This is a genomic window from Gracilibacillus saliphilus, assembly GCF_010994085.1.
GTDB lineage: Bacteria > Bacillota > Bacilli > Bacillales > Amphibacillaceae > Gracilibacillus > Gracilibacillus lacisalsi.
Genome location: NZ_WJEB01000001.1, coordinates 169,944 through 192,350 on the forward strand (window position 1 = coordinate 169,944; position 22,407 = coordinate 192,350).

General features: G+C 38.2%; 12 protein-coding genes. 8 read left to right on the forward strand and 4 right to left on the reverse strand.

All coding sequences use genetic code 11. The features are described from left to right. Positions 1 to 22: 22 nt before the first annotated feature. Positions 23 to 1,264, reverse strand: a complete 1,242-nt coding sequence (locus GHT08_RS00670) for a HAMP domain-containing protein (protein ID WP_163578968.1) — start codon at positions 1,262 to 1,264, stop codon at positions 23 to 25. 282 nt (positions 1,265 to 1,546) lie between these two features. Here GHT08_RS00670 and GHT08_RS00675 point away from each other — a divergent pair, with 282 nt between their 5' ends. The 8 genes from GHT08_RS00675 to GHT08_RS22465 all read left to right on the forward strand — a co-directional run bounded on the left by GHT08_RS00675 (position 1,547) and on the right by GHT08_RS22465 (position 19,590). Continuing rightward, entirely contained in the window at positions 1,547 to 2,608 is a 1,062-nt protein-coding gene (locus tag GHT08_RS00675; RefSeq protein ID WP_163578969.1) for an ABC transporter substrate-binding protein, read from the forward strand. Positions 2,609 to 3,438: 830 nt separating this feature from the next. Beyond that, on the forward strand, positions 3,439 to 4,950 hold the full coding sequence (locus GHT08_RS00680) for a sugar ABC transporter ATP-binding protein (protein ID WP_337746853.1): 1,512 nt from the start codon (positions 3,439 to 3,441) through the stop codon (positions 4,948 to 4,950). 1 nt (position 4,951) lies between these two features. Continuing rightward, positions 4,952 to 5,995, forward strand: coding sequence for an ABC transporter permease (locus GHT08_RS00685; protein ID WP_238343474.1), 1,044 nt, complete (start codon positions 4,952 to 4,954; stop codon positions 5,993 to 5,995). Next, entirely contained in the window at positions 5,992 to 6,978 is a 987-nt protein-coding gene (gene yjfF / locus GHT08_RS00690; protein ID WP_238343475.1) for a galactofuranose ABC transporter, permease protein YjfF, read from the forward strand. The genes GHT08_RS00685 and yjfF overlap by 4 nt, the downstream gene beginning before the upstream one ends. 28 nt (positions 6,979 to 7,006) lie before the next feature. Next, positions 7,007 to 9,766 carry an immunoglobulin-like domain-containing protein gene (locus tag GHT08_RS00695; RefSeq protein ID WP_163578970.1) on the forward strand — a complete coding sequence of 920 codons (2,760 nt, stop codon included), beginning with the start codon at positions 7,007 to 7,009 and terminating at the stop codon, positions 9,764 to 9,766. Between the two features lie 30 nt (positions 9,767 to 9,796). After that, positions 9,797 to 13,330, forward strand: a complete 3,534-nt coding sequence (locus GHT08_RS00700) for an immunoglobulin-like domain-containing protein (RefSeq protein WP_163578971.1) — start codon at positions 9,797 to 9,799, stop codon at positions 13,328 to 13,330. A gap of 147 nt (positions 13,331 to 13,477) precedes the next feature. Next, a complete protein-coding gene (locus tag GHT08_RS00705; protein ID WP_163578972.1) occupies positions 13,478 to 15,724 on the forward strand; it encodes a family 43 glycosylhydrolase in 2,247 nt (748 codons plus the stop codon). Further along, the gene (locus GHT08_RS22465) at positions 15,721 to 19,590 is read left to right on the forward strand and encodes a family 43 glycosylhydrolase (protein ID WP_163578973.1); all 3,870 of its coding nucleotides are present in this window, start codon (positions 15,721 to 15,723) and stop codon (positions 19,588 to 19,590) included. The genes GHT08_RS00705 and GHT08_RS22465 overlap by 4 nt, the downstream gene beginning before the upstream one ends. Before the next feature lie 183 nt (positions 19,591 to 19,773). Here GHT08_RS22465 and GHT08_RS00715 read toward each other — a convergent pair whose 3' ends face one another. From GHT08_RS00715 to pxpB, 3 genes are read right to left on the reverse strand one after another with little or no spacing between them, the layout of a single operon-like run. After that, positions 19,774 to 20,502: a 5-oxoprolinase subunit PxpA gene (locus tag GHT08_RS00715; protein ID WP_163578974.1), complete on the reverse strand. Its 729-nt coding sequence runs from the start codon at positions 20,500 to 20,502 to the stop codon at positions 19,774 to 19,776. Continuing rightward, positions 20,490 to 21,461: a 5-oxoprolinase subunit C family protein gene (locus GHT08_RS00720; RefSeq protein WP_163578975.1), complete on the reverse strand. Its 972-nt coding sequence runs from the start codon at positions 21,459 to 21,461 to the stop codon at positions 20,490 to 20,492. The genes GHT08_RS00715 and GHT08_RS00720 overlap by 13 nt, the downstream gene beginning before the upstream one ends. After that, a complete protein-coding gene (gene pxpB / locus GHT08_RS00725; RefSeq protein ID WP_163578976.1) occupies positions 21,451 to 22,131 on the reverse strand; it encodes a 5-oxoprolinase subunit PxpB in 681 nt (226 codons plus the stop codon). The genes GHT08_RS00720 and pxpB overlap by 11 nt, the downstream gene beginning before the upstream one ends. Positions 22,132 to 22,407 lie beyond the last annotated feature (276 nt).

Genomic DNA, 22,407 nt, shown 5'->3' on the forward strand with positions numbered 1-22,407 from the left:
GATATCATCCCTTAGGCTGCAGTTAAATGGTAAAGTGTCTTAATTGCTGCTGTAGTTGATCTAAATAGGCAAGCTGCTTATCAGAGTTTTCGGCGATTTCTTCGATAGTGGTTAATTGTTCCTCTCCTAGAGCTCCGATCACTTCCATATTGGCAAAACACTCCGTAATTTGGTTTTTAAATTCCTCGATATTTTTTTGTAGCTGTCTGATCATGGTGATAGTGATTGAAGTGTGTTCATAGATGAAATGTTGTTCCTCTGGAAGATTATTTAGTTGCTTTTGAAAACTTATTTGTTTTTGTAATAATTTTTCATTTGCTCGTTGCAGTTGTTGCAATTGTGTGTGTTGTAGCTGTAGGTCACGGGTAATGAATTGACTAGTAGATGTCATTTGTTCGCCAGCTGCAAGATTTTCTTCTGTACTTTGATGAATTTGCCGTGAAGTGTGGATGATTTCTTCACTTGTATGATGTACCTGACTAATAATATGTTTTAAATAATTCGTCATTAAACGAAAACCATCATAAAGGTCATCTATTTCATTTGTCGCTGTTACCGGGTTAAGCTTCACATTTAAATTTCCTTTCGCAATTTCTTTGGCAAGATGTTGTAAAGAATAGATCGGTTTTAACATGCGTTTAGAAACAATCCAAATCATCAAAAATGTAACCACTACTAATAGTATGTAGAATGTAACACTTATAACGATATCGCGATTGATTTTTTCTTTAATCGCTTCCTTTTGTATTTCACTTTCTTGTAAAGTCTTTTGCAGTAATGTTTGGACATGGTCATTAATTAATCCTGAAGCAATGCCAATATACTCTTGTGTTATATATTTGTCTTCAGCAGGTGCATTTAATTTAATTTGATCACCTAGTTGGTCGACATATTCGGTTGTTGTTTCCAGAACTGTCCTTACCTCTGCTATTTCATTTGTAAAAGGTTGTGCCATTTCCTTACTTGCTACAGTGTTTAGGTGTTCCTCCATTTGGGATAAAATTTGATATTGGCTCCCATCTTCGAAATATACTTTTCCGTAAACGATATCCCGTATTTCTTCCTCTAACTGATCTCTTAACTGACCATGAATTGAATTCGTTAAATGGATCGTTTCCGTCATTTCGTTGTATTGCTTAATATAACTAATAAAAAAGAAGAGCTGAATAAGTTGTATCAGGCCAAACCATACGAAAAGTAAAAAAAAGAGAATCAGGAATTTTGAGCGAATCGATAATTTGCGAAATTTTGAAAACGCATTCATTTTTAATATGCTCCTTATTGATGGTTTATATGTAATAGATACGCTCATTGTTTTAAAAAAGTCTTTCCTATATTTTAACTTATTAGAACAAGTTTCTATAGTCTATTTTACGTATTTTAAAAAATAATACAATTTTAGTTAAAAAAATTGAACTTTAAAAAGGATTTTTCATAAATATTTAATCTTTTTCAAAAAAAATTCTATTACTAAATACATGGAAGCGTTTTAAAATGGGCCTATACCAACATTTTTTGGTTAAGAAAAAAGGGAGGTTATACGAACATGAAGAGATTATTAGAAGCTAAGGGGTTATTAGTGTTACTATTCGCACTTTTACTATTGTTAGCAGCATGTGGTTCTGCAGATGAAAGTGGTAGTGATGATGAGGCTGCGAGTGATGACACGGAACAAACAGAAGATGGCAATGATACAGAAGAGCAAGATAGTAATGATCAAGCAGCTGAAAAGTTAGTGATCGGTTTTTCACAAGTAGGTGCTGAGAGTGAATGGCGTACCGCTAACACGAAATCGATCCAAGATGCAATTAAAGATGCTGGTCACGAGTTGAAATTCTCTGATGCTCAGCAAAAACAAGAAAACCAGATTAAAGCAATTCGTTCTTTTATTACCCAGAAGGTAGACGCAATTGTTTTCTCACCAGTAGTAGAAACAGGGTTTGAAACAGTATTACAGGAAGCAAAAGATGCAGACATACCAGTGTTTCTTGTAGACCGTGCCGTAGATGTAGACGATGATTCTTTATGGGCGACATTCCTTGGTTCTGATTTCGTAGAAGAAGGACGTAAAGCAGGGAATTGGTTAGTGGAAGAAATGACAGATGAAGAGGGACCTATCAATATCGTTGAACTGCAAGGTACTGTAGGTTCAGCGCCAGCTATTGACCGTAAAGAAGGTTTTGAAGAAATTATTGGTCAAGAAGATAAATTTGAAATTATCAAATCACAAACGGGTGACTTTACAAGAGCAAAAGGAAAAGAAGTGATGGAAGCGTTCTTAAAATCTGATGGTGACAACATTGATGTACTATATGCACATAACGATGATATGGCAATTGGTGCGATTCAAGCAATTGAAGAATATGGTTTAAAACCGGCAGAAGACATTACGATTATTGGGGTAGATGCTGTAAAAGGTGCTTTCGAAGCCATGGCTGACGGCAAAATGAACGTCACAATCGAATGTAATCCATTGTTTGGCCCGCAATTAGTAGATTTAATAGAACAACATTTCGCTGGGGAAGAATTAGAGAAACGTATCGCGGTAGAAGAAAGCATGTACACGATGGATCAAGCAGAAGAACTATTGCCAACACGTGAATATTAAGAAATAGAGATAAAGCAATGAAGTAGAGTGTGAAAAAGTCAAACATACATCCGAATGAATATTCCCTTAATAAGGGAGTAATTCGGATTTATCACGGTGCTAAACCTCTGTGAGGTCCTCACTTCAAGCTTTGAGTCATACAAGGAAGCTAAGTGAGGGTTATCAGAAGCTAACACCGTGATAAGTTTCACCCTATCTTTCTAGGTATCTAGGTAAGATTAACATGAATTTTCTATAAACTGCGAAGTAACGAAGACGTGGATTTGCTTTCTTCCATTCTTTCCTTGAAGAGTGCAGATAAACCGCTCCGGCAGAATGCTCCGCTTTCCGTGGGCTCGGCTTCAGCTTTCGCTGTCCCACAGGAATCTCCGCTTCTGCCTGCGCTATTTTTGTTCTCTGATTATAGAAAGAAATGACTCATGGAACTAAACTCTTTTGTTTTGTTACAGTGCTAATCGGCTGTGCATGCCCCTGTAGCATACTCGAACCCTATGCTATATATGGTGGAGAAATCAACTGGCTGATTTCTGATAAGTGTTGGGGAGCATATCTTAACGAAGGCCGCCCACTTCCACTCCTGTGGAAATTGTTTGACCTAAAGATCCTCTTTTTCGAGCGGTTTTGGCTCGAAAAAGTTAGCTGAAGGGCAAACCCCACGGAAAGGGAAGTGGGCAGCCGGAGTGGCGGTTATGATCACGATATATGTCAAAACTACTTCATAGGTAACTGTGCATTTAGTTTCGAACAAACAGTATTTTCATTACTTCGCAATATGTATCTACTTTGAATAAAGAAGTGACCTTTAAAAAACTATAAGGGAGGTATACTACTTGTCTGAGCAACCGAGATTAATGATGGAAAACATTGTGAAAGAGTTTCCAGGAGTTAAAGCTCTTTCGAATGTACAACTTTCACTTTATCCAGGTGAAGTACACGCCTTAATGGGTGAAAATGGCGCAGGAAAATCAACATTAATAAAAGTGTTAACAGGTGTTTATTCAATTGATCAAGGATCTGTAACACTGGAAGGAAATCCTGTTCATATTAATAGTCCATTAGAGGCACAGGAACAGGGGATAAGCACTGTATATCAAGAAGTTAATCTTTGTTCCAATTTATCGGTAACAGAGAATATATTTATCGGTCGGGAAATAAAAAAATACGGGAGATTAGCTTGGAAAGAAATGCATCAACGTGCAGAGAAATTATTAGAGAAATTACAGCTTAAAATAGATGTTACGAGACTATTATCCTCTTATTCCGTAGCGATTCAACAAATGGTTGCGATCGCGCGTGCTCTTAATGTATCGGCCAAAATACTTATCTTAGATGAGCCAACATCTAGTTTAGATCGAGATGAAGTGCAGCAGTTGTTTGCAGTAATAAGACAATTAAAAAAAGAAGGTCTGGCAATTGTATTTGTTAGTCATTTTTTAGATCAAATCTATGAGATTACCGATCGCTTAACAGTCTTACGAAACGGTGAATGGATTGGTGAATATCAAACCAATGAAATCGATCGTATGGAGCTTGTTTCCAAGATGATTGGTAAAGAATTAGAGGAAATGGAATCTATTGCTTCCAAAAGTACTGACAATCAATCAGAGATGAAAGAATCTTTTCTGAAGGCTGATGAGGTTGGGCGAAAGGGAAAAATTGATCCATTTGATTTGGAAATGCATAAAGGAGAAATCGTAGGACTTGCAGGTTTATTAGGTTCCGGACGAACAGAAATGGCCCGTGTTTTATTTGGAGCAGATAAAGCCGATAAAGGAAAAATCAAAGTGAACGGGAAGGAAGTCCACTTTTCTTCACCAAGAAGTGCTATTGTAAATAAAATTGGCTTTTGTTCAGAAAATCGAAAGTCTGAAGGGATCATTCCAGAGTTAACGGTACGGGAAAATATGATTTTAGCTATTCAAAGTGTTTATGGTTGGTTCCGTTATTTATCAAAAGCAAAACAAATGGAAATTGCGAATGAATATATTCAATTACTAAATATTAACCCAGCTAATCCAGAGCAGTTAATTAAAAACCTTAGTGGTGGGAATCAGCAAAAAGTAATGCTTGCGAGATGGTTGGTAACTAATCCTGACTTGCTAATTCTGGATGAGCCAACTCGTGGTATAGACATTGGTGCCAAAACAGAGATTATGAAATTAATGACAAAACTAAGCGAAGAAGACAAGTCGATTTTATTCATTTCGTCTGAAATAGATGAGATATTGAGAACGTGTAACCGAATAGCAGTACTTCGAGATAGAAAGAAAGTAAATGAGTTTGCTAACGATACAGCATTAACACAGCAAGATTTAATGAAAGAAATGGCCGGGGGAATGTAACATGTTTAAATCTATGATGAAATCAAAACTTTTTTGGCCAATTTTAGTATTATTGCTTATTTTGCTGATCAATTTATTTTTTGATCGTAGCTTTTTTTCGATAGAAATACGAAATGGCCATTTAACAGGAAGTCTTATTGATATTTTAAATCGTGGTGCACCATTAATGTTGATTTCGATAGGGATGACATTAGTGATTGCAACAAAAGGAATTGATTTAAGTGTTGGTTCTGTAATTGCGATGTCCGGGGCAATTGCTGCGATGACAGTTGCTAGTACAGATGGTACAGGTTTAAGCCCTTTATTTATGGCAATTGGATTGTCATTATTGATTTGTACGTTAGTAGGAGGCTGGAATGGCCTGCTAATATCAAGGGTTGGAGTACAGCCAATTGTAGCAACATTAATCTTAATGGTTGCCGGAAGAGGGGTCGCCCAACTGATAACAGGGGGGCAAATTACAACGGTATATTATGATCCGTATTCCTTTATTGGTGGTGGTTATTTATTAGCCTTGCCATTTTCCGTTTTTATTGTAGCATTTGTGTTTCTTGTTGCTGTTTTGTTAACGCGAAAAACAGCACTCGGACTATTTATAGAATCAGTTGGCTCCAATCCTGATGCGAGTCGATTAGCCGGGATAAATTCAAAAAATATTATGTTAATGGTTTACCTGTTTTCCGGATTTTGCGCGGGAGTGGGTGGCTTGATTTTATCATCTAACGTGATGAGTGCTGATGGAAACAATGCGGGATTATGGTTTGAACTGGATGCTATTTTAGCTGTTGTAATTGGCGGTACTTCATTAATGGGCGGGCGTTTCTATCTGATGGGAACGGTTATTGGAGCATTAATCATTCAAAGTTTAACCACTACGATTTATTCCATTGGTGTTCCGGCAGAAACAAATTTAGTAGTAAAAGCAATAGTAGTATTGATAGTTTGTTTATTACAATCTCCAGAATTCCGCCGAAAAGTATTTGGTTTTGGTAAGGCAAAACGAACAGGAGAACAGAAAGAAAGAGAGGGTGTGTCATTATCATGATTAATCGATTATCACTAGATTATAAACAGCTTCCATTAGTAGCAACGATTACCCTGTTTGTTCTCATGTTTAGTTTTGGTTCTTTACGTTATACAGGATTTTTATCTACGCAGGTTTTTCTCAATCTATTTATTGATAATGCATTTCTTATTGTAATAGCGGTCGGTATGACATTCGTTATTTTATCTGGTGGGATTGACCTGTCTGTTGGATCAGTGATAGCTCTGACAAGTATGGTTGCAGCAAGTTTAACTATGGAAGCACAATTGTCACCATGGATTGTGATACCTATAAGTTTGTTAGTAGGTACCGTTTTAGGTGTTATGCAAGGTGCTTTAATTCATTTTTATAATTTGCAACCATTCATTGTAACCTTAGCGGGAATGTTTTTAGCACGCGGACTTAGTTATGTTATTAGCGTCGAAACAATTTCGATTGATCATCCCTTTTTTAACTATATGGCGAACTCACAAATTCCTTTACCGGGAGATAATTTTATTTCGATTAGTGTGGTAATCGCTTTAATTGTTGTAGTGATAGCCATATTTCTTGCTCATTTCACCAATTTTGGCAGGACTGTATACGCAATTGGAGGTAGTGAACAATCGGCAATGTTGATGGGCTTACCAGTTGCTAGGACGAAAATATTAATTTATACATTAAGTGGATTCTGTGCTTCTTTAGCAGGTCTGATCTTTACCTTCTATATGCTTTCAGGTTACGGCTTGCATGCAAATGGTATGGAATTAGACACCATTGCAGCTGTTGTTATTGGTGGCACATTGTTAACGGGAGGTGCTGGATATGTAGCTGGCAGTGTCGTTGGCGTGCTAATTCTAGGAATTATTCAAACGATCATCGTATTTGAGGGAACACTTAGCTCTTGGTGGACGAAAATTGCAATTGGAGTATTGTTGTTGTTATTTATCGTATTACAACGTGTCATTGTATGGAGAAGTGAGAAAAAGCAAGGTAATGGTTGAAAAATGTGATAAGGGAGTTTGAATCCAGATGAAAAATAATCGAAACCTTTCTCTTTTTGTAATTTCATTATTATTGTTTCAGGTAGTAGCAGGAAGTATTCCCATCACAGTAATGGCAGAAGACAATGAATCCAATCAAGAAAGTAATACTATCGTTTATTATGATATGAAAGAGACTGAAGAGGTCGAAGGTAAAACAGTTTTTAAAAATTTGGCAGACGAAGATTTTGATGGTATTTATCAAAATAAGGATAAAGGCCGCCTGATAGCAAATGATGAGGTTGGTTTCGTGGGGTTAGATGGTGGTTCTGCAAATGATACTAACGCTTATATTGAACTTCCAAAGACTGAGGATGGAAAAGATGTGCTATCGGATTTAGAGAACGTTAGTATCACCGCATTAGTGAACTGGACAAATGATGGTACGAACCGTTGGATTTATGGATTTGGAAGAGTCGATGATGACGTAGAAAATGGAAACAGTTATCTATTCACAACTCCACTACACGGTAGTAATAATAGTGCTGCTACAGGGATATCAGAGGCAGGCTGGCAAAATGAAGTACTGGTTACCGCTAGTGAAGCAATGACGGCAAATCAATGGAATGTCGTAACCTCTGTTTTTAACAGTGAAGATGAAACGATGTCGTTGTACGTAAATGGGGAAGAGGTAGCACAGGATGCTACTAACGGTTTACAACTAGCTAATATCATTGATTCTAAAAGCTCTTTTTCAGGGTTTATCGGTAGATCTATTTTCCAAAATGATGATTACTTTAAGGGGATGATTGCTGACTTCCGTATTCATGGTGCTGCTTTATCAGCTAAAGAAGTTGCCAACCTATCATCTGAAATCCAAACGAAAATCAACCCTTTAAATCAACTTTTGTTAGAGGATCAAAAAGAACAATTATCAATCGAATCTTACTTACATCAGGAAGATACTGTTGATCAGGTAACTCGTGATCTAGACTTACCGACAAGTGGTCAAAACGGTGTCAACATTTCATGGGATTCGAGTCATCCCGATGTGGTTGCTAATGATGGTACTGTTCAACGTCCGGGGGTAGAGGAAGGAGATACGGTTGTTGAACTGACTGCTAACTTATCTATCAATGAGATAACTGCATCAACAACATTTGAGGTAACCGTATTAAAGGAATTTTCAGATCAGGAAAGAGTAGACCTTGATGCTACTGGCATTTCTATCTATAATCCTGACAATGTCAAAGGTAACCTCTATTTACCAATAGCTGGTGAGCATGGGTCAGATATTAGTTGGACATCCTCACATCCTGCAATTATTAAAGGTTCAGATGATATAGCAGATCAACCACATCAGTTGGGCTGGGTAGATCGTCCAGATGAAGATACCGATGTGACCTTAACGGCTAATGTCCAATATAATAATGCAACTACCACACAAGACTTTCAGGTTCAAGTCAAAAAAGACCCAGGCGATAAAGAATATGATGCTTATTTCTTTAGTTATTTTACAGGAGAATATGAAGGCGGAGAAGAAATATCGTTTGCTGTCGCAGAAGATCCATTACACTGGCGAGCTTTAAATAATGGTCAGTCAGTAATCCAATCGAATATGGGGGAGGAAGGGTTACGTGATCCATTTGTAATTCGGGCTCCAGAGGGCGATAAATTTTACATGATTGCGACCGATTTAAAAATGGGCGAGAGCACTAATTTTGATCAAGCACAAATTACGGGAAGTCATTCGATTATGGTTTGGGAATCTGATGATCTGATCAATTGGAGTGAACAACGGATGGTAGAAGTTGCTCCAAAAAATGGTGGTAACACATGGGCACCAGAAGCTTTCTATCATGAACCGACCGGTGAATATGTAGTATTTTGGGCGTCATCTATACCGAATGAAGAGACATATGGTGACTTCCCAAATGGGCGTCCGAATGGACAATATAATGTGATGTATTATGCGACAACAAGAGACTTCCAAACATTCTCCGAACCAAAGGTATATATTGATGACGGCTTTCCAACTATCGATACGACGTTTATTGAACACGATGAAACACTTTACCGTTTTACAAAATCTGAAGTGAATTACAAAGTCTACTATGAAAAAGCACAAGATATTTTTGATGATTTAGATGGAATAGAAGAAAATGGCTATCAATTTGAAGAAATACCTGGAACAAAAGATGGCAATCAAGGCTTAATAGGACATGGTGGGAATAATGAAGGACAAACTATTTTCAAAGCAATTGATGAAGAAAAATGGTATCTTTTCTTAGATTCTTGGCCATATCATGTGCGTTGGACAACTGATCTGGAAGATGGATCTCAACTTGTAGACAATGTACTTGATCCAACGGAATATGCTCTGCCACCTGGTCCTCGCCATGGAACGGTTATACCGATTACAAGTGATGAGTATCAAACTTTAACCAATCATTATCTTCCGGATGGTCCAGAGCCAAGTGATGATCCTGTGGTCCATTATTCCTTTGATGAGGAAGAGGATGGGGTTATTACTGACCAAAGTGGAAATGGCTATGATGCAATACTTCAAGGTAATGGATCAATAGAGACTGAACAAGTAGCTGGTGGTTCTCAAGGGTTTGTTCAATTAGATGGAGAATCAGGTTTTGTAGAAATGCCAGAGAATTTAATTCAACAAGAAAATTTGGAGAAAATGACACTATCAACTTGGATAATGGTAGATCAGAATCAAGCAGACCAACGTATTTTTGATTTTGGATCTGATACAGGTAGAGAAGCAAACCGTAATAGTATGTATTTAAGTACATAGGGCGGATCTGGAGAATTAGAGTTTGCAATGGTGACTCCTTTTACAGAGAAATTTGCGAATGCATCCGCAGACTTGCCATCTGATTATAAGTATCGCTTAGATTCAAGTCGACTTCAATTAAACCAATGGCAGCATGTTGCAGTCACGATTGATGGATTTAATGCCAAACTATTCGTTAACGGGGAAGAAGTATCCTCTACTGATACTTTTAATGTAGAACCGCGGATGCTGATGGAAACAACGATGAATTACCTAGGAAAATCAACTCGTAACAATCAAGCTTATTTTGCAGGTGGGTTTGATGAATTTAAATTATTTAATCGTGCACTGTCTGCTAACGAAATAGAAGCGTTAGCCGATGAGTTGACCATTGAAACACCTGAAGAGCCTGAAGGACCGCAGTCAGATCCATCTTTACTTTTGGAATACGATATGAAAAATATTGATAACAATATACTTCAAGACCAATCTGGTAACTTTGATGGAACACTTGTCAATATTGATGAAGACAATGTGATTACTACCGATCAGGTCGGTGTCATTGAGTTAACAGGTGAGGAGTCCTATATTGAGATTCCGGAAGGTGTGTTAGATGATAAAGAAAGTATTACGGTTTCTACGTTGGTGAATTGGAATGGCGAAAATTCAGCAGAATGGCTCTATACATTTGGACAAAATGATCAGCGCTACCTCTATTTTACACCAAACTATAATGCAGATGGTTCAGCGCGTTTCGGCATTGCAACGAATGGCTGGCAAAATGAAATATCGACCAAAACAGATGGACTGAAAGAAAATGAGTGGAAGCTGGTAACTACTGTTTTTGATGGTGATGCTAATAGATTGGAACTATACATCGATGGAGAATTAGCAACAAGCAGTGAAGCGGGCGGCTATACATTAGCTGACATTGCCAATATGGAAGGTTTAAGCGGGTATATTGGTCGTTCTTTCTATAATGCAGATCCATATTTTAAAGGAGTTCTGGCGGATTTTAAAGTCTATGATGGTGTATTAACAACTTCTGATATAGATGAACTCAAAAATGAAGCTAATGAAAAAATAGCAGCAATTGAATCGATATTGGTAGATGATGCGAAGGCACAATTAATTATCGATGACTTGCTGGGAAACAATCAATCAGCTAATGAAATAATGACAGATTTAGATCTCCCTGCCAAAGGAAGTAATAACACAGCGATAAACTGGGAATCGTCTCATCCAGATATTATTTCAGAGGATGGCCAGGTGGTTAGACCAGCTAACGGAACAGGTAATCAGACTGTTACACTGACAGCTACTATAACTGACGGTGAAGTATCAACATCCAAAGAGTTCACATTTACCGTGTTAGAAGAGGACGCAGCGGTTATAAGGCTAAAAGAAGCTATTCAATCATTAATAGTACACAACATTCATGATGTAAGAGGAAATCTGACATTGCCTACTGAACTAGGAAAGAATATCGAGGTCACATGGGAATCTACTGATCCAGAAATGATTACAACAACTGGAGAAGTAACGAGGCCAGAGCATGGTGAAGGCGACTCGGAAGTTATTTTAACTGCCACATTAGAGTTAGATGGCGAAAGATTGCGGAAAGCATTTAAAGCTAAGGTGAAAGAATTACCAGAAGAACAGGATTATGAAGGATATGTATTCCCACATTTTACTGGGGAGGGGTATGAGAACGGTGAGCAAATTTATTTTGCTTTAAGTGAAGGAAATAATCCGTTAAAGTGGCAACAATTAAATGATGGAGAGCCTGTATTTACTTCAGAGTTAGGAGAAGAAGGATTACGAGATCCATTTATTATTCGCTCACCTGAAGGCGATAAGTTTTATATGATTGCGACAGACCTGAAGATTTATGGTAATGGAGATTGGAATCGAGCACAAACGGAAGGCAGCCGTTCGATTATGGTTTGGGAATCCAATGATCTTGTTAATTGGTCTGAGCAACGAATGGTAGAAGTAGCGCCAAAAGAAGCAGGGAATACATGGGCACCTGAAATCTTCTATGACGATACGACTGGTGAGTATATCGTTTTTTGGGCATCGAAATTATATGAAGATGAGAATAATCGAAATAATGGTGACAGCTATCAACGGATGATGTATAGCAAAACCCGTGACTTCTACACATTTACAGAACCTGAAGTGTACATGGACTATGGCTATTCGATCATTGATACGACAATGATAGAGCATGATGGTAAAATCTATCGTTTTACCAAAGATGAGCGAGGCTATCATCCAGAAGATGCGCCAAATGGTAAATTCATTTTCCAAGAGGTAGGTGATTCGGTATTAGATCCAAATTTTGAAATGATTAAAGAAGGGGTAGGGAAAGAGCAAATTAGTAGGGGAGAAGGTCCTGCTATCTTTAAATCAAACACAGAGGAGAAATGGTACCTTTTTATCGATGAATTTGGTGGAAGAGGCTATGTACCTTTTGAAACTTCCGATCTTAATTCAGGCGAATGGACGATTCCAGAAGAATACGATTTGCCTGATCGTCCACGCCATGGTACGGTTTTACCGATTACAGCGGATGAATATCAAGCATTATCGCAACAAGTACCACAAGAGGAGAAAAAGAAAGAGGACGAAGTAACATCAATTTCGTTTGAAGAAAATGATATTCATTTACAAGTTAATGAAACAAAACAGCTTGAAGTAAATGTCACACCTGATCAACCAGTTGACTTATTATGGACTTCGACTAATGAAGAAGTAGCCGAAGTTAATTCAGATGGCAAAGTAACGGCTGTTAGTATCGGGGAAGCATATATAACGGTTTCTACAACTGATGGACTTTATGTAGATGTTGCAAAAGTGGTAGTAACTGAACAAGATCCAGAGGAAACGTCTAATCAGTTAGAAATAGAGCAGCAAAAAGAAATAAATGCTGGGGAAACTTATTATCTCCAAGGAACAAAGGTACGAATAAAGATGCCGGAGGATTTACCTGAAGGAACTTTATTGACGATAAAAGGAGTCGATGAGGAAGCACTGACGAGTGAACAAAACTTGCAAATAGCAGGGGATGTCTATGACTTTGAGATTGTCTATCCAGAAGGGGCAGCGGAACCTAAGCGTCCATTTGGATTAACATTAGGAATAGAAGAGACGTATCAAGAAGAAGAGATAGCCATTTACTTTTACAACGCTTCCCAACATAAGTGGGAAAAACAAGTAAGCGACATTGATGTTGAAGCGAGAACTGTAACAGCCGATGTTTCTCATTTCTCGGTCTACGGGGTACTACAGACTATAGGTCAGCAAAACGAAACCCCGGATGATGATAATGATAATGATAATGATCAAAGTGCTCAACCGCCATCTAATAATGATGAGAAAACATCAAATACAGATGATAATCAAAGTGGAAAGAGCGCAGATGGTACGCAACAACAACAGGAGTCAAATCAACAAACTGACCAAAATAACAAAGACTTACCAAATACGGCAACCATGCTGTTTAATTGGTTGCTACTCGGTGCTATATTACTAGCCATTGGTTTAGGATTGTATTTCATGCGGAAAAGAAATGTAATGTAATAGAAAGTTCACGATTTAAAGTTCTTGAAAAAACTCAACACTAACATCAGGTAGAACATGCACATAGAAATTCTTACATGTTCTACCTTTTTCTTTTTAATAAAGTAAATTTAACTATCAAAATACAAGAGGAAGGGGAGAAGAGCTATGTTTAATAAAATCATAGGTTTATGCTTAATGCTGACGTTTATCAGCTTGGTCACAGCTACATATGTACAAGCAGATAATCCTATCATTAAAGATGAATTCTCTGCGGATCCGGCAGCCATTACACATGATGGTAAAGTATATTTGTATACAGGACATGATCAAGCTGAAATTGATGACGACTACTATGTTCTTAGAGAGTGGAGTATTTATTCTTCTGAGAATTTAAAAGATTGGGAATTAGAGGGGAGGGTGCCTCGTGATATCTTTGAGTGGGCAATAAATGATACTGCTTGGGCTTCACAAGCGATTGAGAAAGATGGCAAATTCTATTGGTACACAACTGTTGAGAATGGCGATAGTGCAGCTCCCGGAATGGCAATTGGGGTTGCGGTATCAGATCATCCGGTTACAGGTTGGGAAGATGCAATTGGTGCCCCATTAGTAAAGAGTACTGATACCGAAAACCCTGATAATATGGGGGCGTGGTCTTGGGATGATATTGATCCAACTGTATTTATTGATGATGACGGACAAGCCTATCTATATTGGGGAAATACCCACGTATATTATGCTAAATTAAAAGATAATATGATTGAATTGGAAGGTGATATCCACCGTTTTGACATTGAAAATATGCCCGGGACTTTTACAGAAGCACCATGGATTCATAAACAAAACGGTATATACTATCTACTTTTTGCAATGAATTTTCCTGAAGAATTGGCATATGCGACAAGTGATAGTCCAGAAGGTCCATGGGAGTACGGTGGTAAATTGATGGATGAATTACCGTTTACAGGGACTAGTCATCCTGCTGTATTAGAATATGAAGGGGAAACCTACATGATCTATCATAATGCAGCATTACCAACAGGTGGGGATTATAGAAGGTCAGTTGCGATTGATAAATTACACTTTACACCTGATGGGAAAATAAGAAAAGTAATCCCTACTGCTTCTGGTATTACACATGACAGTTATGCGATAGAGTCATATAATGAATCACGCTATGTTCGTCATTTAAATAATAGTTTAAGAGTCGATCCACTCGAAGGGGATACGTATGAATTTAAATGGCACATCGTGGATGGATTAGCCAGTGATGATGAAGGTTTCCTTTCTTTTCAATCTGAAAATAATCCAGGTTTCTATCTGGTCAGGGATGGTTCTACTCTAAACTTAGCAAAACATGATGGTACAGCTAGCTTTGAAGAACGAGCAACTTTCAAGGAAGTTCCAGGATTAGCAGATGAATCTTGGAGTTCCTATGAAACATTTCATGATTCTTTGTATCTTTCCAAGGCAAGTGATAACACGTTACAACTTTTAGCGGAAAATAGTTTAGAGCATGAGGGAAATGCCACATTTCGGTTAAGCAATGCAGATGTAAAAGAAGTAAGCGTTTCCAAGGATGGACTAGTTATGTTAGAGAACTCTACTGCAATTGTTTCTGCAACCGTTTTGCCAGAAGAAGCATTAAGAAAAGAACTAGAAATATTTGTGGAAGATGAAGATATTATTGACGTAACAACCGATTATCAAAATCAAACAGCTGAAACGAAGCTAACGATTAAAGGAAAACAAGAAGGTATGACAACTATTACATTATCGACGTTAGATGGCAACCACCAGACGACAATAGATGTCGAAGTTAAGTCGATCGACACTACTCCTGCTTCGCTAGAGGATATCATTGTCTCTGCCAGTTCTAAAACAAAAAACGTTCAGATAACTGGAACACTTGGAGAGACAGCAGGCAAAAACGTAACATTAAAAGTAGAAAATCCAAATGGTGAAGTGGATTACCTGGATCAAGTTTCGTCCAATGATTCCGGGGAATTTAGCTTTAACTTTAGGTTACAAAGTAAGCTAACTGGAGATTATCACGTATTTCTAGGTGCTAATGAAAATGATCCCTATGAAACTACCTTTACGATAAAAAAACAAGATTCAGCAGATAAAGGTCGAGATAAAGAGGAGAAAGACAAGCAAAAAGATAAAGATAAAGACAAAGAAAAAGACAAAGATAAAAATAAAAAAGACAATGATCATAACGAATCTTCTTCATCTAGTGATCAGGAATCTGATCAAGGACAAAAAAGTGATAGCGAAAAGCAAGGGAATCAAGACTTACCGGATACAGCAACCAATCTATTTAATTTGATGTTGATTGGTGGGCTCCTTATCATAATAGGACTTACTGCCACATTTGTTGTCAGAAAAAGAAAGGAGGAAGCGAGATGAAACAAGTCTTGAAAAGAATCACTATTTCACTGATGATCATTACTTTAGTTATCAGCCCCTTTCCAATGACAGATTTATCCCATGTAATAGCGGAAGAAATGCAGTTGGATGAAGGACTGTTATTACATTATGATTTTGAAAACGAATCAGGAAATGTCATAGAAGATAAGAGTGGGAACGGCCATGATGGTGAGTTAATCAATGATGCCACTCTTGTTGAAGATGAGAAAGGTGGTGCCTTATCATTAGATGGTGATCAGGACTATGGATTATTACCAACCAACCTTTTGGATGGATTAGAGGATATGACGATAAGTACTTGGGTGAAGATTGACAGTCATAAAGATTGGGCAACAGTATACTCCTTAGGTAACTTTGATGAAGAGAATAATGATTATGCGATTAATTATGCCGCCAAAACAGCTGATTCTGAAAACGGAGCACTCGAATTGTTTGGACCATGGCCATTTCCAGCTGTTGAGACAGAACCTGTTGCTGAAGGGGAATGGGTTCATGTTGCAACCATGATTCAAGATCAGGAACTACATCATTATATTAATGGCATACATCAAGGGTCAGTTGAAATTGATTTGGATGCCGGAGACATTCATGTAGCAGAAAATCGTTTTATTGGTTATCACGCTATGCCTCATGAACAAGGTGAAGGTAAAGGACTGCAAGGGCTAATTTCTGATTTTCGTATGTACGATCGGGCTTTGTCATTAACTGAATTACGTACATTAGCTGAATTTAATTTCGATATATCGGAGATTGAGGCTGTAAATATTAATATAAGTACAGGTTCTCTTCCGGTATTACCTGATCAAGTAACTGTCCACTACCCTAATGGAATGACAGAGAGCGTGACGGTTACATGGGATGAAATAAACCCAGACGACTTTCAGACTCCAGGTGAAGTAACAGCGGAAGGCACTGTTGCAGGAACAACTATGAAAGCAATTGCGAATATTACGGTGGTGGAAGACCGAACAATAAAAGAAATAGAACCTGTTATTCTTTACACAAATGAAGGTTCACAACCGGATTTACCTGAACAAATTCAGGTAACATACGCCGATAATGAAGAAGAACAAGTATCTGTTGAATGGGGAGAAATACCGGCAGAACAATTAGAAAGGGCAGGCGTTCATTTTACAGTCGAGGGCACAATTGAAAATACAGGAGAAACTGCAATGGCTACGGTGTATGTGACATCAGATGTAGCGGCTGATTTCATAACATGGTATAGCTTTGATGAGACACAAAGCGATCATGTATTCGATATTTCAGGCAATGAACAACATGCAACACTTGTAAATGATGCAGCCTTAATCGATTCAGATAAAGGTGGTGCAGTTGACTTAGGTGGAGATCGTGATTATGTCCAAATGCCGACAGATCTTTTTGAAGGTACTGCCAATATGACAATTAGCAGCTGGGTCAAAGTAGATACAGCGAAAGATTGGGCATCTTTGTATGCCTTAGGAAACTGGGATCAAGGTAATGCGATAAACTTTGCTTTAAAACAAGCAGATACGGATGAAGGCATGCTGGAATTATTTCGTCCAGATCAATCCTTTTATCAAATACCAACCGAGCCAATTGCAGAAAGTGAATGGGCACATGTTGCTACCGTTATCAACGACAAGCAAATGACACATTATATTAATGGAGTTTCTCAAGGTACAGTAGACATTGGAATGGATGCCAGTGATATTGAAGTAAATGCAAATCGGTTTATTGGTTTTCATGCAATGGAACATGAACAAGTAGAAGGGAAAGGTTTAGACGGTCAAGTTGCAGATTTCCGTATTTATAATGATGGTTTAAGCGAAAATGATCTGCAACAAGTGATCAATGAATCATTAACAGATCAAGAAGCTGTTGAAAGAGCTGCTGCCACGTTTGAATTAGGAGATTTATCAGAAGTAATTACTGATATTGAATTATCAAGTTCAACTGGAAATGGTGTAGAGATCACATGGGAATCGAGCCATTCAGAGATTATTAACGCTTCAGGTGAAGTGTCAAGACCTGGACAAGATCAACAAGACACAGTCGTCACGTTAACTGCAACTTTTGCAAGAGGAGAAAGTAGTCAAACAAAAACATTTGAAGCAACTGTCTTAGCAGATAATATCGAAACGGTAGATGAGATCAGTGTGATTACCCCTCCACATCATCCGCCAACATTACCGGAGAAGGTAGAAGTGACCTATTTTGATGGTAGTACTGGCACGCGAATAGTAGATTGGGAGAATATTAAAAGTGACGAATTATCAGAAGCTTCATCTCCGTATACTGTGAATGGTGAAGTTTATGGTACAGACATTCCAGCAAAAGTGGTAATTCATGTAACTGAGTTGGACTATGTTGATGAAGTACATGTCGAGACAGAAGTAGGAGTAGAGCCTGAATTGCCAACTACTGTTACTGCCCATTATACCAATGGCATGTCAGATGAAATTGCGGTAGATTGGAATGATATAGACCCGAATCACTATAGAGAAACTGGGACCTTCACCGTAAAAGGAAAAGCGGCAACATATCATTATACAAATCCATTAATCGAACAACGAGCAGATCCTAACATTTATAAGCATACAGATGGTTATTATTACTTTACCGCTTCTGTACCGGAATACAATCGGATTATTATGAGGAAGGCTAAAACTATCGAAGGTTTAAGAGAAGCCGAAGAGAAGGTCATATGGGAAGCTCATGAAACAGGAGATCAAGCGGCTCATATCTGGGCACCGGAGATTCATTATGTTGACAACAAGTGGTATATTCATTATGCAGCAGGTGCTTCTGATAATGTTTGGCGGATTCGTCCATATGCGTTGGAAAATACGAGTTCAGATCCGCTGGAAGGTGAATGGGAAGAGAAAGGTATGATTCAAAAGTCTCCAGATGATACTTTCTCATTTACAGACTTTTCGCTAGATGCAACGATTTTTGAGCATAATGGTAGGAATTATTATATTTGGGCTCAAAAAGTTAACAATATCTCTAATTTATATATGGCAGAAATGGAAAACGGTTATACGATAAAAGGAGAGCCGATGCTGTTGTCAACACCGGATTATGAATGGGAGCGAATCGGCTTTTGGGTAAATGAAGGACCTGACGTGATTAAGCGTAACGGAAAAATATTCGTTTCTTATTCCGCAAGTGCAACAGATGATAATTATAAAATTGGTCTTTTAACAGCAGATGAAGACAGTGATATCATGGACCCATCCTCTTGGACGAAATCACCAGACCCTGTAATGGAAAGTAATGATGCTACCGGTCAATACGGTCCGGGACACAGTACTTTTACCGTTGCTGAAGATGGAGAAACGGATATATTAGTCTATCATGCCCGTTCTTATAAAGAAATTGAAGGCGACCCATTATATGATCCTAACCGTCATGCTCGAGTAAAAGTATTGAATTGGAAGGAAGATGGTACACCAGATTTCGGTGTTCCGAATGGAGACGGTTTAGTCAACGGTCCAACCGTGGAGGTTAGCGCAACCGTAGAAGTGAAAGAAGCAACAAACTTTAAAGTAAGTCAACAGTTCAGTCACGATCAGCTTGTAGCGAATGAAACACTAACAAGCAAATTGGTGATTGCAAACCAATCGGAATCAGATGAAACGGTAACTGCGATGATCACGCTTTATAATCAAGATAAGCAAATGGTGGAATGGAAAGAAGAACCAATCATGATTAAAGCAGGTGAAGAGGCATCAACAGCACTCAGCCTAGATTTGCCTGATGATGTCACAGACCATATGGTAAAGGTAATGATCTGGCACGGCGAAGGAATCGATAATACTTCAATGCAGCCTATTTCACAAGTTTTTTCACTAGAATAAAAAATAGACTGTCTCAAAAATCAGCTTGCTGACGATTGAGACAGTCTTTCTTTTTTACTAGTGTCCAGATTATGTCATAAAGTGTCCAGATAATAGCGCAAAGTGTCCAGAAAACGTGAAATACTGTCCAGATTATTGTAAAAAGTGTCCAGAAAATCACCAAAAGTGTCCAGATCCACTTACTTATCCAATTATTTCTCGAATTCTCTGCACAAAATATAGTGCTTCTTTTGAATCGCCATGCACACAAATAGTATCTGCTTTGATATTGATGTTATCTCCATTAATTGTAGTGACCTGTCCTTTTGTGACAATTTCATTAACTTGTTTCATAGCTTGTTCAATATCATGAATAACTGCATTTGGTTCACTTCTAGGTGTTAAGCTACCATTTGGCTGATAAATTCTATCAGCAAAAACTTCATTGGCTACTTGTAATCCCATTTCTTCTCCAACATTAATTAGCTCACTATTTGCAAGCCCGACTAATACTAAGTTTGGATCGACATCATGTACTGCTTGCGCTATAGCAATGGCAAGCTCACGTTTGTTGCATGCCATATTGTATAAAGCGCCATGTGGTTTCACATGAGCTAACTGCATATCATGTATGGTCACAAATCCTTGCAAAGCACCTAACTGATAAACAACCAATTCGTAGGCTTGTTCTGGAAGTATATCGATATTTCTTCTACCAAAACCTTGTAAATCCTGAAAACCAGGATGTGCCCCAATATCAACCTGATGCTTTTTAGCCAACTGTACTGTTTTATTCATCGTATGTGAGTCACCAGCATGAAACCCACATGCAATATTAACTGCATCAACTAATGGAATGATTGCTTCATCATTACCGATTTGATACATACCAAAGCTTTCACCTAAATCACAATTCAATGTTATTCCTGCCACAGCTTTATCCCTCCCCATTTTTCCTGACAAAAGCGCTGGATAGTTCGAATTAAGCGCTCACGACATTGTAAAAGGGTAATTGCTTCATCAACCGTTATCTTCTGAAATCTGAAAGGCTGGCCAGGTCTTAATTGACTTAATTTACTCAAATCAACTCGCGCAACCTGTCCGATTTTTGGATAACCTCCTGTCGGTTGACCGTCTGCCATTAAAATGATTGGTTGCCCATTCGGTGGTACTTGAATGGAACCAAATGTTGTAGCTTCTGTTAAAAGCTGTTGATCTTTCCTTTTTTTAATCGGGGTTCCTTCCAAGCGATATCCCATTCGGTTGGATCGTGTGGAAGCAGTCCATTCCGTTTGTGCAAGTGTGTCGGACTCAAACCAATCATATTGAGGACCTTCAATATAACGTATTACCTTTGCCGTTTGTTCAATATATTTGAAAAGGGCAGGGGTAATGCCCCAATGCAGCTGATTTTCAGTGTTATAGGAGTGAGAAAAGGAAATTGTGTCACCCACAGCTAATTTCCCTCTTAAAACTCCTTCGACCTCCGCTCTCACAACTGTACTTTGACTTCCTAGGATTTCAGGTATGTCCAAGCCACCTTTAATAGCCATATATCCAAAGCCACCAGTTTTCACCGTACGAAACTGTAAGATATCGTTCTTTTTGACTTGGAAAGGTTGGGCAAGAGGTATCGGCTTGTCATTTAAATTAGCAGACATATTTCCGCCGGTTATTGCAATAATCGCATGCTGATGGAATTTGATCGTCGGTCCGATGAAGCTCATCTCTATAACTGCTTCGTCGATATCATTATTAACGAGAATATTTGCCATTTTGGCAGCAAACTCATCCATCGGACCACTGACTGAAAACCCGTAGGATTGATAGCCAAGACGTCCCTGGTCCTGGATGGTGGTATGTAATCCTTCTTCTATTATTTCAATTGTCATTTTTTATTCGCTCCTCATTCTGAAGCTGTTCAAATTCCATTTTTGTGATTGGATAAAATCTAATTTGATCCCCAGGTGCTAATAATGTCGGCCTGTCATCAGCTAATGGTAATAAATTTACTGGTGTACGTCCAATGATTTGCCATCCACCTGGAGACGTACTCGGATAAATACCTGTTTGGCCGCCTGCAATTCCGACAGATCCTTGCGGTACCTCCAGTCTGGGCTTGTCTTTTCGTGGTGTAGCAAGTGTTTGATCCATTCCTGTTAAAAAAGGAAACCCCGGTGAGAATCCTAAAAATGAGACGTTATAGGTAGGGGTGGTATGTAATGCAACAACCTTCTGCCATGATAATTTTTTGTTTTTCATAACGTGTGCCATATCGATACCGAGTGTTTTGTCATAACAAACGGGAATGTGATGCAATCTACTTTTTATTTTTTCTGTTTGATTCTGTTCGCTAGCAGCAGTAATTACTTTTTTCATCTCTCGGTGAGAAATGCGTAAAGGATCAAAGTATACGGTAATCGTTCTGTAACCAGCTACTGCTTCAACAATGAACGATTGATTTTCCAGCTGTTGTTTCACTGCAATCAAATAAGCAGATGAATCAGGTGTATACGGTAATGTCATCATGATGGCATTTTCCGAAATAGATTGAAGACGCATCTTCAGCAACCTTCTTTCTTTTCATTGTCTATTAATAATATTGTAACATATAAGAAAACCAATACAGGTTTTTCAGGTATTTTGAATCAGCATGAGATTAAAAGGGCCTATAAATAAGCATATTAATGTATTCGATTATGTGATAGAATAGCCCCATTCAATATTATTTAAAATCATTTGAATGAAAGATTACTAGATGAGAAATGAGCAAGCAGTTCAATGGAAGAAGTATCAACTAATTCGGAGTAACTGGCACAACTTGTTGAAGAACTAAAT